General features: G+C 54.0%; 11 protein-coding genes. 2 read left to right on the top strand and 9 right to left on the bottom strand.

Annotation, left to right across the window (positions count from 1 at the left end; translation table 11 throughout):
- Nucleotides 1-58: 58 nt before the first annotated feature.
- The 6 genes from UC15_RS19875 to UC15_RS19850 are packed head-to-tail and all read right to left on the bottom strand — an operon-like array spanning nucleotide 59 to nucleotide 5011.
- The gene (locus UC15_RS19875) at nucleotides 59-427 is read right to left on the bottom strand and encodes an L-rhamnose mutarotase (RefSeq protein WP_112290376.1); all 369 of its coding nucleotides are present in this window, start codon (nucleotides 425-427) and stop codon (nucleotides 59-61) included.
- A complete protein-coding gene (locus tag UC15_RS19870; protein ID WP_112290374.1) occupies nucleotides 424-1200 on the bottom strand; it encodes an SDR family oxidoreductase in 777 nt (258 codons plus the stop codon). Before UC15_RS19870 ends, UC15_RS19875 begins: the two co-directional genes overlap by 4 nt.
- Complete coding sequence (locus UC15_RS19865; RefSeq protein ID WP_112290373.1) at nucleotides 1200-2051, bottom strand: amidohydrolase; 852 nt, start codon at nucleotides 2049-2051, stop codon at nucleotides 1200-1202. The genes UC15_RS19870 and UC15_RS19865 overlap by 1 nt, the downstream gene beginning before the upstream one ends.
- A gap of 34 nt (nucleotides 2052-2085) precedes the next feature.
- Nucleotides 2086-3363 carry an L-fuconate dehydratase gene (locus tag UC15_RS19860; protein WP_112290371.1) on the bottom strand — a complete coding sequence of 426 codons (1278 nt, stop codon included), beginning with the start codon at nucleotides 3361-3363 and terminating at the stop codon, nucleotides 2086-2088.
- A 26-nt stretch (nucleotides 3364-3389) separates the two neighbouring features.
- Nucleotides 3390-4232, bottom strand: coding sequence for an ureidoglycolate lyase (locus UC15_RS19855; RefSeq protein WP_112290369.1), 843 nt, complete (start codon nucleotides 4230-4232; stop codon nucleotides 3390-3392).
- Nucleotides 4233-4270: 38 nt separating this feature from the next.
- On the bottom strand, nucleotides 4271-5011 hold the full coding sequence (locus tag UC15_RS19850) for an SDR family oxidoreductase (RefSeq protein WP_112290368.1): 741 nt from the start codon (nucleotides 5009-5011) through the stop codon (nucleotides 4271-4273).
- A 222-nt stretch (nucleotides 5012-5233) separates the two neighbouring features.
- Here UC15_RS19850 and UC15_RS19845 point away from each other — a divergent pair, with 222 nt between their 5' ends.
- The gene (locus UC15_RS19845; RefSeq protein WP_112290366.1) at nucleotides 5234-5995 is read left to right on the top strand and encodes a FadR/GntR family transcriptional regulator; all 762 of its coding nucleotides are present in this window, start codon (nucleotides 5234-5236) and stop codon (nucleotides 5993-5995) included.
- A gap of 29 nt (nucleotides 5996-6024) precedes the next feature.
- Here UC15_RS19845 and UC15_RS19840 read toward each other — a convergent pair whose 3' ends face one another.
- From UC15_RS19840 to UC15_RS19830, 3 genes are read right to left on the bottom strand one after another with little or no spacing between them, the layout of a single operon-like run.
- Nucleotides 6025-6174, bottom strand: coding sequence for a DUF2474 domain-containing protein (locus UC15_RS19840; protein WP_112290365.1), 150 nt, complete (start codon nucleotides 6172-6174; stop codon nucleotides 6025-6027).
- Between the two features lie 58 nt (nucleotides 6175-6232).
- Entirely contained in the window at nucleotides 6233-7237 is a 1005-nt protein-coding gene (cydB, locus tag UC15_RS19835; RefSeq protein WP_112290363.1) for a cytochrome d ubiquinol oxidase subunit II, read from the bottom strand.
- A 1-nt stretch (nucleotide 7238) separates the two neighbouring features.
- Entirely contained in the window at nucleotides 7239-8663 is a 1425-nt protein-coding gene (locus UC15_RS19830) for a cytochrome ubiquinol oxidase subunit I (protein ID WP_112290361.1), read from the bottom strand.
- 674 nt (nucleotides 8664-9337) lie between these two features.
- Between UC15_RS19830 and UC15_RS19825 the strand changes: the two genes are divergently transcribed.
- A complete protein-coding gene (locus UC15_RS19825; RefSeq protein WP_112290360.1) occupies nucleotides 9338-11677 on the top strand; it encodes a molybdopterin-dependent oxidoreductase in 2340 nt (779 codons plus the stop codon).
- Nucleotides 11678-11705 lie beyond the last annotated feature (28 nt).

Below are 11705 nucleotides of genomic sequence, written 5' to 3'. Positions count from 1 at the left end.
GAGGGAGCCGATCGAGTTTTACTCAGTTCCTTCCGCAGGGGAGGGTGCCGACCGGGTTTTACTCAACGCCTTCCGTATGCGAGGGAGCCTGACCGGCCAGAGAAAAAATCTTCTCCATTTCTACCCATTTTTCACCGGCGGGCGTCCACGGCGTGGGGCGCTGATATTTCCACATCAGGGCTTCCCATTCGCAGACTTTGGGATCCTCCAGACTGCGGCGTTCGAACAGCCCGCTGTCAAAATCTTCCGTGGTTTCCATCACCATCATCAGCCGATTGCCAAGCCGGTAAATTTCCATGTCTGCGATGCCATAACGGCGCAGATGTGCGGTAATTTCCGGCCAGATTTCGCGGTGATGACGCTGATATTCTTCGATAAGTGCCGGATCATCCGCCAGATCCAGCGCCTGACAATAGCGGCGCGTCATGTCAGCGCCCGGTCGAGATGCATATAGCCGCCGTCCACGGTCAGCCACTGGCCGGTGGTGTGCGAGGCGCGGGAAGAAAGCAAAAACACCACGGTATTGGCGATTTCCTGCGGCGTGGTCATGCGCTGCCCCAGCGGAATATGCGAGGTGATTTGTTGCAGCTTTTCTTCAGGGTGATCGAAGCTTTTGATCCAGCGTTCGTACAGCGGCGTCATCACTTCTGCCGGGATCACCGCATTCACGCGGACACCGTCGCCGAGCAGCGCCGCCGCCCATTCGCGTGTCAGCGCCAGAATGCCGCCTTTTGCTGAGGCATAACCGCTGGTATTGCCCTGCCCGGTTAATGCGGTTTTTGAACTGATATTGACGATGGCGCCCCGGCTGGCGCGCAGGGCGTCAAGGCTCAGATGAGCCATCAGGTAATAGTGGATCAGATTCTGTTCGAGTGATTTCACAAAGGCTTCGCGACCGGCATCCAGTCCCACGCTGTCGTTGGCACCGGCGTTATTCACCAGCCCGTCGATGCTGTCGTAACGGCTAAGAACGTCGTCCACGGCGGCTTTGCAACTGGCCTCGTCACGCAGTTCAGTCAGCACAAAACTGGCCTGTGGCGAAAGCTGTTGCAGTTTATGCATCAGGTCATTGGCCGGTTCGGTATTGCTGATGATCACCGGGATCGCGCCTTCTTCCGCCAGCGTCAGCGAAATCGCCGCGCCGATACCAGATCCGCCACCGGTGACCATCACCACTTTATTTTGCAGATGCAGATTCATCAGTCATTTCCTGTAATCGGTAAAGGCTGTAATTGGTAAATCGCGCAGGCGTTGCCGCCATAAATGGCTGCCTGCTCGTCACTGCTTAATGTCGCGGTGGCCTGTTCGCATAAATCCCACGGATTTTCATCCGTATCAGCCAGCAGACACACCGGCCAGTCGGAGCCGAACATCAGCCGCTCAGCGCCAAAAATCTCCAGCGCGGCCTCAAAATATGGCAGCAGATCACGGGCTGACATGCCTGGCGGACGCGGCTCGGTCAGCAGCCCGGAAAGTTTGCAGCTGACGTGTTTTAACCCCGCCAGCGGCGCAACCTGCTGCTTCCAGTGCGCGGCACCCTGGCTCAGATCGGGTTTGCCGAAATGGTCGAGCACCAGAAAATAGTCGTCATGACGTTCGGCAAATTTCACGGCGTCTGTCAGATGGCGGTGCGTCACCAGAATTTCGTAGACAGTTTTCTGCTGCTGCAACTCACGGAGTCCGGCATTAATGGCCGGATCTGCCAGCCATTGCGCGGGCGCAGGTTCGTCCTGAACCTGATGACGAAAACCGCGTAACAGCGGATGCGAAATTGCCTCCAGTTCCTGTTTCAATGCGGGTGATGACAAATTCACCCAGCCTGTTACGGCGCGCACGAAGTCGGTTTTCTCTGCAAGCTTCAGCAGCCAGCGCGTTTCCTGCACTGATGAACAGGCCTGAACCAGAATCGTGCCCTGAATATCGTGACGTTGTAACGTTGGTCTTAACGTTTCCGGTAATAAGTCCTGCTTCAGCACCGCCATGTCATCGCTTATCCAGCGGTAATTCTGCGGCGTGTAGCGCCAGAAATGCTGGTGGCTGTCGATGCGCATCGGCGTTCTCCTCGAGCTTTCTTTAGCATGGGTTTCAGGCGTGATGGCGATATTTTTCAATCGACGCCTGATGCATTTCAATGGAGAATCCCGGCGCTTCCGGCGGCATATACGCCGCGCCACGGATGTCACACGGATGCACAAAATGCTCGTGAAGATGGTCAACATATTCGATAACGCGACCTTCGTGCGTTCCCGCGATGCACAGATAATCAATCATCGAAAGATGCTGAACGTACTCACATAACCCGACGCCGCCTGCGTGCGGACACACCGGCAGATTGTATTTGGCAGCCATCAGCATCACGGCCAGCACTTCGTTGACGCCGCCCATGCGGCAGGCATCAATCTGCACCACGTCAATGGCTTCGCGCATGATGAACTGTTTAAACATGATGCGGTTCTGGCACATTTCGCCGGTGGCAACTTTGACCGGCGCAACGGCCTGTCGGATTTTGCGGTGGCCTTCGATATCGTCCGGGCTGGTGGGTTCTTCGATAAACCACGGACTGGCGAAGGCGAGGGCGTTCACCCACGGGATGGCGTCGTTGGTTTCCCAGACCTGATTGGCGTCGATCATCAGTTTGCGATCCGGACCGATAACTTCACGCGCGATGCGCACACGGCGGATGTCATCTTCCAGGTCGCGCCCGACTTTCAGTTTCAGATAATCGAAACCGGCATCGACGGCTTCCTGACATAAGCGGCGCAATTTATCGTCGGGATAACCCAGCCAGCCCGCAGATGTCGTGTAACACGGATAACCTTCTGCCAGCAGTTTCTCTGTGCGTTGCGCCTTGTTGTCAGCGCGGCGCTGTAATAATGTCAGCGCTTCCTGCGGCGTGATGCAGTCGGTGATGTAGCGGAAATCGATGCAACGCACCAGCTCTTCCGGCGACATATCCGCCACCAGTTTCCACAGCGGTTTACCGGCGGCTTTGCTCCATAAATCCCACACGGCATTGACTACTGCACCGGTCGCCAGGTGGATTGCGCCTTTGTCAGGACCAATCCAGCGCAGCTGGCTGTCACTGGTGAAATCGCGCCAGAACTGACCCATATCGGCGGTAATGCCTGCCAGATCCTGTCCGACGATCAGATGTTCCAGCGCTTTAATGGCCGCACAACAGATTTCGTTTCCGCGGCCAATAGTGAACGTCAGGCCGTGGCCTTTGAGCGCAGGGTCGTCAGTTTCGAGGATCACGTACGCGGCGGAATAATCCGGATCCGGGTTCATTGCATCCGATCCGTCCAGCGCCAGCGAGGTCGGGAAGCGCACATCTTCAACACGTAAAGCGGTAATCGTTGTCATCGCAAAAATCCTTCAGCTTTAAGAGGTTATGCCTGCACCGTCTTCTGACGTTGCTCACCCAAACCTTCAATGCCAAGACGCATCACCTGACCGGCTTTCAGATATACCGGCGGTTTCTGCCCCAGCCCGACGCCCGGCGGGGTTCCGGTGGAAATAATGTCGCCCGGTTGCAGGCTCATAAAACGGCTGAGATAACTGATAATTTCGGGGATCTGGAAAATCATGGTGCGCGTGTTGCCGTTCTGCCAGCGTTTGCCGTCCACTTCCAGCCACAAATTCAGCTGGTGCGGATCAGGGATTTCGTCTGCTGTGACCAGCCACGGGCCGGTCGGACCAAAGGTGTCGCAGCCTTTGCCTTTGTCCCAGGTGCCGCCGCGTTCAATCTGGAATTCGCGCTCGGACACATCGTTGATCACGCAGTAACCGGCAACGTGCGACAGCGCATCGGCTTCGCTGATATAGCGTCCGCCGGTGCCGATCACCACACCAAGTTCGACTTCCCAGTCGGTTTTAACCGAGTCACGCGGAATTTCCACATCGTCATTTGGTCCGACAATCGCGCTGGTCCATTTACTGAAAACGACCGGTTCTTTCGGGATCTCCGCGCCGGTTTCAGCGGCATGATCGGCATAATTCAGGCCGATGCAGATAAATTTCCCCACTTTGCCAACACAGGCGCCGAGACGCGGTTCGCCGCTTACCAGCGGCAGACTTTGCGGATCAAGCTGGCGCAGTTTATCCAGCGTTTCCGGCTGTAAAAATTCGCCGCTGATGTCAGCGACATGGGCGCTGAGGTCGCGCAATTTGCCATTGCTGTCGAGCAGGCCTGGGCGTTCAGAACCTGCATTGCCGTAACGTAATAATTTCATGAGTCAGTGTCCTTCTGTGAAAGTCAGATCTGTGAAAATCAGTTGCTCCAGCCGCCGTCAATAATCTGAACCGTGCCGGTGGTATATGAACTGGCATCTGAGGCCAGATACAGCGCAAGCTGGGCGATTTCTTCTGTTTTACCGATGCGCCCGATGGGCTGACGCGAAACAAACGCCGCATACACTTCTTTTTCGCTGCGGCCTTCAGCCTGTGCCTGAGCAGCAATGCGCTGGCGCAGGGAAGGTGATTCCACCGTACCCGGGCAAATGGCGTTACAACGGATCCCGCGGGTGACGTAGTCCGCCGCGACCGAGCGTGTCAGGCCGATAACGGCAGCTTTCGAGGCACTGTAAGCAAAGCGGTTCGGCACGCCTTTGATGCTGGAAGCGACCGACGACATGTTGATCACCGAGCCGCTGTTGCGTTCGAGCATGGCGGGCAGAAACGCGCGGATCATGTGGAACATCGCCGTCACGTTGAGATCTAACGCAAACTGCCATTCGCGTTCTGTGCAGGTCAGAATGTCGCCGCTGTGTACCACACCCGCGCAGTTGAACAGCACGTCGAGCGCACCGGTTTCTTCCGCCAGGGCGGCAATCGCCCGCGGGTCGGTTACGTCGAGCAGACGCGGAGTGATGCCCGGAATATCACGCAGTGCGCTGATGTTGATATCTGTGGCAATCACCTCTGCGCCTTCACGGGCAAACAGCGTCGCGGTGTTAAATCCGATGCCTTGTCCGGCGGCGGTGATCAGAACTTTTTTCCCTGCCAGGCTCATAGCTGTTCCCCGTAAAAGTGTCTTTAAAGGCCTAATGGTCAGGCCATTGGAGGTGAAAAAAACGCGTGATAAGCACTGCTTTTTGCTAAGATGTTCGGCAAGCTTGTACTTAAAACGCCATTTCGTTTAACCAACTTTTTACATGCATAAAACAATTCAGCAAGATTTTTGTCCGGGAAATGCTAGCTGAATCACTTAATGAGAATTGACCTCAGGTGTCCAATGCCGATAAAAAAATTAGAAAATCCCAGAATTTACAGGCAGATAGCTGACCAGCTAAAAACGTTAATTGATAATAAAGAATTTCCGCCCGGCAGCCGTCTACCTGCCGAGCGTGAACTGGCCAGTCAGTTACAGGTCAGCCGGGCGTCTGTCCGTGAGGCGTTAATTGCGCTGGAAGTTATCGGGCTGGTGGACGTGCGTGTGGGAAACGGTGTCATTGTGCGCCATCCTCAGGCGGTACCGGTCGCGCCTTCGCAGGAGCCGGTGATGTCGCAGGCAGGGCGTAATCAGTGGGCGGATGTGGATGATGAGCTGAATATCGAGCTGGATTTTACCGCTGAACTGCCGCCGTTTTCGCTGCTGCAAACCCGGCGTCTTATTGAACCGGAAACTGCGGCACTGGCGGCAAGAAACGCAACCGACGAAGAACTTGCGGCGATCAGGCTGGCTTATGAACAGAACTGTCGCGATAACCGCAATGGCTCGGCCACTCATCCCGGTGACCGTTTGTTTCATATCCGCATCGCGCAGGCCAGCGGAAATCCGGCTTACGCTTTTATCATCGCGCACCTGCTCGGCCACCGTTATGGCACCATGTTCCGCAGCCTGCAATTACACTACACGCCGCAGGATATGCCGCACCGTTCAGAGATTGAACACCTCGAAATCCTGACCGCACTGGAAGCCCGTGACAGTCGTGCAGCAAAGAAAGCGATGAAAGATCATCTGGATGCGGTCATAAAGATTTTTGGCCAGGGGTAATAAAGACCACTGCATTTGACCACTTATTTTTAATGCGATTTCATTCCGGCAGCAGTCATCATCATTTTGAATAAGAATGCCACCACAGCCAGTGATAAAACACTTAACGTGTAAATGACGATTAGCCAGATGACGCGTTTCCAGAATGGCTTCTTGATATTCACGGTCACACCCTCCATCAGGAAACTCCTTTGAAAATCGGGCGAAATGCGGTTATTCCTCCCGTTACTGTTGCGATCAATGGTAGCCTTCGTTTTCCTTGATTTTCCCGCGGAAGACGTAATAGCTCCAGAAGGTATAAATCAGGATCACGGGGATAATGAACACCGCGCCTGCGAGCATAAATGCCAGACTTTTCTCTGATGATGCGGCATCCCAAATCGAGATGGCCGGAGGAATAATATTCGGCCAGATGCTGATACCAAGCCCCGAAAATCCGAGGAAAATCAACGCCAGAGTTAGCAGAAACGGCATGTAGTGCGCGTGACTTTTTATCGCCCGCAAAATTCCCCAGGTACAGGCTAATACCAGTAACGGCACCGGCAGAAAGGCGATCAGATTTGGCATACTGAACCAGCGATGAGCAATATCGGCATGGGTCAGCGGCGTCCAGATACTGATCACACCGGTGATCGCCAGCAGCGTCATCACCAGGGGTTTAGCCAGATGGCACATCTTTTGATGCAGAGCATTTTCCGTTTTCATGATTAACCATGTACAGCCCAGCAGCGCGTAGGCAACGACCAGCCCGATACCACAAAAAATAGGGAAGGGGGCAAGCCAGCTTAACGCTGAGCCGCTATACGTTCTGCCTGTCACCTCAAAACCATTGAGCACTGCGCCGACCGCAACGCCCTGACTGAAGGTGGCTACGATGGAGCCGGTAATAAACGATTTGTCCCAGAACGGGCGATGCTTCTCGGTCGCCTTGAAGCGAAATTCAAACGCCACGCCGCGGAAAATAAGTCCAAAAAGCATCAGTGTTAACGGAATAGTGAGTGCATCGGTGATCACCGAATACGCCAGCGGGAAAGCCCCGTATAAAGCCGCGCCGCCCAGTACCAGCCAGGTTTCATTACCGTCCCAGACCGGTGCGACGGTATTGACCATCATGTCGCGTTCAGTTTTGTCTTTATTGAACGGGAAGAGAATACCAATCCCCAGATCAAAGCCATCCATCACGATATACATCAGGTTCGCGAATACGATAATGGCAAACCATATAACAGTGTAATCAATCATGTTATTTACTTTCCTCCGGGTTGTTCAGCCCTTCTTGCGCCGCAGACAGCGGACGTGCCGGGGTGTTTTGTTTACCCGGTCCGCCATGCGAAACCTCATCCCCCTCGCCGGTGACCGGCCCTTTTTTGATAAGACGCATCATATAGACGTAGCCGATACCAAAAACGGAGGCGTACACCATCAGGAAAGCTAACAGGCTGAGGCTCATGTGCATTTCGCCATGCGCTGATACGGCATCGCGTGTACGCTGAACGCCATAAACCACCCACGGCTGACGGCCAATTTCCGTGGTAAACCAGCCTGCCAGCAAGGCTATCAGACCCGAAGGTCCCATCAGCAACGTGAACCAAAGGAACGGGCGGGACTGATAAAGGCGTTTTTTACAACGCAGCCAGAGACCCAGCACGCCAGCCGTGATCATCAGCAAACCGAGCGCCACCATGATGCGAAAAGACCAGAACACCACTGGCGAATAGGGACGATCTTCTTTCGGGAAATCTTTCAGTGCAGGCACTTGTTTCTGCAGGCTGTGTGTCAGGATCAGGCTTCCCAGATAAGGGATCTCCAGCGAATATTTCGTGCGTTCCTGCTCCATATCCGGCAGGCCAAAAAGAATTAACGGCGTGGCTTCTCCGGGCGGATTTTCCCAGTGGCCTTCAATGGCCGCAATTTTGGCGGGCTGATATTCCAGAGTATTCAGGCCGTGCGCGTCGCCGACCATGGCCTGAATCGGAGCGACGATCAGTGCCATCCACAATGCCATGGAAAACATTTTCCGAACTGCAGGCGTGTCGTTACCGCGAAGCAGATGCCAGGCGGCAGATGCACCGACAAAGAACGCACTGGCGAGGAAGGCGGCGATCGACATATGGAACAGACGGTAAGGAAATGACGGATTAAAAATCACTTTAAACCAGTTCGTCGGTACCACGACGCCGTTGAGAATTTCATAGCCCTGCGGAGTATGCATCCAACTGTTAGAGGCCAGGATCCAAAAGGTGGAGATAAGCGTGCCCAGCGCCACCATGCATGTTGCGAAGAAATGCAGGCCGGGACCGACCCGGTTCCAGCCAAACAGCATGACGCCCAGAAAACCGGCTTCGAGGAAGAACGCCGTGAGCACTTCATATGTCAGCAAAGGGCCGGTGATACTCCCAGCAAATTGCGAGAATCCGCTCCAGTTGGTACCAAACTGATAGGCCATGACCAGACCTGACACCACGCCCATACCAAAATTGACAGCGAAAATTTTGGACCAGAAATGGTAGAGATCCCGATAACTGCGCTTGCCCGTCTTCAGCCACATCCCTTCCAGCACCGCAAGGAAACTTGCCAGCCCGATGGTGATGGCTGGAAATATGATGTGAAAAGACACAGTGAAAGCGAATTGTATTCTTGCCAGGTGAAAAGCATCTAATCCAAACATTGCTGACATCCCCTGCTGAAAAATTGGGACAGGTTAATTAAAATTAACATATATTTCACACATCTGTTTTATGGGTAATTAAGGCCAAGGGATTGTGCATGGATATTATTTGGCAGGGTATATACAGTTTGGTGTTAAAACACTATAACAGTTTGCTTGCTATCTTTTTAAATTCTTTAAAATCAATAATATAAAGTCAATTCATCCCATTTTTTTACGCGCGCTTATTTTTACGACCAAATTAATAATCTGAATAGGTAGAAAAGTTACATTCACAATTAATTGATTTTGAAAGCTTTTATCTTAACCCTCCTTTCTCTTCAATGAAATTTAATACCAGACGAAAAATTTATCCCACTTGTTCTATATAACTGTTATAGCGTGAAGTCATCACACTAAAATAGCTATATCGCGTCAACATGTTGAATTAGTGAATTTCGCGAAACAGAAAAATTACATTTTGTATGGGTTTAAGTGGCTATTTTTAGGAATTAGATGAGTGAAGGGGACTTATTTATTCATGGTGAAAAAAGTTTTCGTATTTTCGTATATTGCGGGGTGAAAGATACGAAAATAAGATAAGCGTATGATAAAAATAGAAATAACACAGACAGCGTAGCCGCGGGCGCAACGGCATGCTAGTGTGCATTTTTGCCTGAATTTACCTGCTTATAATGAAAAAAAACCATGATCTGGCTGTTATGCACTGGGGAACGTACCGCGTTGCCACGGCTGACGGTGTTTTAAAATCTGTCGAACCCGTAGAATGGGATCGTAATCCGTCTGAAATCGGACAATCCCTGTTGGGTTCGGTAGACGGACCCAGCCGCGTGCGTCGCCCTGCGGTCCGGCTGGGCTATTTACAACACGGTGCGACCTCGCGTGAAGGACGCGGCAAAGAGCCTTTTGTCGAGGTCAGCTGGGAGACGGCACTGTCGCTAGTAGCGGCTGAACTCGCGCGCGTAAAGGAAACCCACGGTAGTTCTGCGTTCTATGCCGGGTCTTACGGCTGGTCGAGTGCCGGTCGTTTTCATCATGCACAAAGCCAGATGCACCGGTTTTTCAATCAGTTTGGCGGCTATACCGGCAGCACTAACACCTACAGTCTGGCCGCAGCGGAGCGTTTATTGCCGCACATTATCGGTGATCTGGATATGCTGCAAAAACAGCATACTCACTGGTCCGTGCTGGCCGGAAAGTGCGAGCTGTTCGTAGCGTTCGGCGGACTGCCGTGGCGCAATGCGCAGGTCAACGGCGGCGGTGCCAACGATCACTCTCTGAAATACTGGTTACAGGAAATGGAGCGAACCGGCACCCGTTTCATCAATGTCAGCCCGGTGAAGAATGATCTCTCATCGGTGAAAACGGCTGAATGGCTGTCCCTCAAACCGGGCAGCGATACCGCACTGCTGCTGGCGCTCAGTTATGTTCTGGTCGATGAATCCCGTTATGACGCCGGCTTTGTCGCCAGTCATACCGTCGGATTCGATACGTACCGCGATTATCTGACAGGCGTACGCGACGGACAGGCCAAAACGCCGGAATGGGCAGAACCGCTGACTGGCGTCAGCGCGCAGGCAATCCGCACGCTGGCGCGTGAGATGTCCGAAAAGCACACCATGATTAATATCGCCTGGTCTTTGCAACGCGCACGACAGGGCGAACAAACTTTCTGGGCGACGGTGGCGCTGGCGTCTTTACTCGGACAGATCGGCACGCCGGGCGGCGGGCTGGGCTTTGCCTACGCGTCTACCAATCTTGCAGGCTCCGATCGCCGCACCTTTTCCGGCCCGCGTTTGCCAATGGGTAAAAATGCGGTGAACGATCACATCCCCGTGGCGCGGCTTTCCGACATGTTGCTCAATCCCGGCGGCGCGTATCAGTTCGATGGCAAAAACTGTCAGTATCCCGATATCCGGCTGGTTTACTGGGCGGGCGGTAACGCGTTTCACCATCATCAGGATATCAACCGGCTGGTAAAAGCCTGGCGTCAGCCCGATACCGTGGTGGTGCATGAACAGTACTGGACGGCGCAGGCTAAGTTCGCAGACATCGTGCTGCCGGTGACAACGTCACTTGAGCGCGAGGATATCGGCAGCGCCAGCAACGACGGCTACATGATTGCCATGCGTCAGCATATTGCACCGGTCGGTGAGGCGCGCAGCGATTACGCGATATTTGCCGCGCTCGCGCAGCAGATGGGCTTTGGTGAGGCCTTCAGCGAAGGGCGGGATGCGGCGGACTGGCTGCGGCATATCTACCAGCTTTCGGTTCCCCGTGCGCAGGCTGATGGCATTGACCTGCCGGAATTCGATGATTTTTGGCAACAGGGCAAACTGGAATATGCGCGTCCGGATGCGCCGCAGATCCTGTTCGAAGACTTCCGCCGTGACCCTGAAGGATCGCCGCTGGCTACGCCGTCAGGCAAAATCGAACTGTTTTCACAGACGGTGGCGAATTTCGATTACGAAGAATGTCCCGGTTTCCCGTTCTGGTATGAACAGGACTACCGTGAACAGCAGGCAACCCGTGACCGCTGGCCGCTGCATTTGCTCTCAAGTCAGCCACGGACGCGGTTGCACAGCCAGTACGATCACGGCAGCGTCAGCCGTAAGACAAAAATCAGCGACCGTGAACCGCTCTGGTTACATCCGCAGGATGCCGCTGCGCGTGGCATTACTGAGGGCAGTATCGTGCGGGTGTTTAACGATCGTGGCGCAATCCTGGCGGGTGTTCATCTGACCGAGGATCTGCGCCCCGGCGTGGTGCAAATGTCGACCGGTGCCTGGTACGACCCGCAGGATCCGTCGCAACCCGACTCGCTGGATAAACACGGCAACCCGAACGTACTGACGGAAGATCGCGGCAGTTCGCGACTCGGGCAAGGCTGCAGTGCGCAAAGTTGCTGGATTGATATCGAGCGCTGGGACGCGCCTTTACCCGATGTCACGGCTTTCCAGCCGCCGGTGTTAAGGTCGTGGGCGTCGGACCACACCGACAAGACCTTGGGTTGACAGCCAAACTGGCCCTAAGGTCAAGGTC

Source organism: Rahnella sp. AN3-3W3, assembly GCF_003263545.1.
In the GTDB taxonomy this organism is placed as follows: domain Bacteria; phylum Pseudomonadota; class Gammaproteobacteria; order Enterobacterales; family Enterobacteriaceae; genus Rahnella; species Rahnella variigena.
Note: the sequence above shows the minus strand (reverse complement) of the source record. Positions and strands in the feature narration are given on the sequence as shown.

What these genes read in the sequence shown, in the direction of transcription:
- UC15_RS19870 (WP_112290374.1), bottom strand. Translation starts at nt 1,200, where the DNA reads ATGAATCTGCATCTGCAAAATAAAGTGGTGATGGTCACCGGTGGCGGA.
- UC15_RS19875 (WP_112290376.1), bottom strand. Translation starts at nt 427, where the DNA reads ATGACGCGCCGCTATTGTCAGGCGCTGGATCTGGCGGATGATCCGGCA.
- UC15_RS19855 (WP_112290369.1), bottom strand. Translation starts at nt 4,232, where the DNA reads ATGAAATTATTACGTTACGGCAATGCAGGTTCTGAACGCCCAGGCCTG.
- UC15_RS19840 (WP_112290365.1), bottom strand. Translation starts at nt 6,174, where the DNA reads ATGGAGGGTGTGACCGTGAATATCAAGAAGCCATTCTGGAAACGCGTC.
- UC15_RS19830 (WP_112290361.1), bottom strand. Translation starts at nt 8,663, where the DNA reads ATGTTTGGATTAGATGCTTTTCACCTGGCAAGAATACAATTCGCTTTC.
- UC15_RS19850 (WP_112290368.1), bottom strand. Translation starts at nt 5,011, where the DNA reads ATGAGCCTGGCAGGGAAAAAAGTTCTGATCACCGCCGCCGGACAAGGC.
- UC15_RS19825 (WP_112290360.1), top strand. Translation starts at nt 9,338, where the DNA reads ATGAAAAAAAACCATGATCTGGCTGTTATGCACTGGGGAACGTACCGC.
- UC15_RS19865 (WP_112290373.1), bottom strand. Translation starts at nt 2,051, where the DNA reads ATGCGCATCGACAGCCACCAGCATTTCTGGCGCTACACGCCGCAGAAT.
- UC15_RS19845 (WP_112290366.1), top strand. Translation starts at nt 5,234, where the DNA reads ATGCCGATAAAAAAATTAGAAAATCCCAGAATTTACAGGCAGATAGCT.
- UC15_RS19860 (WP_112290371.1), bottom strand. Translation starts at nt 3,363, where the DNA reads ATGACAACGATTACCGCTTTACGTGTTGAAGATGTGCGCTTCCCGACC.
- cydB (WP_112290363.1), bottom strand. Translation starts at nt 7,237, where the DNA reads ATGATTGATTACACTGTTATATGGTTTGCCATTATCGTATTCGCGAAC.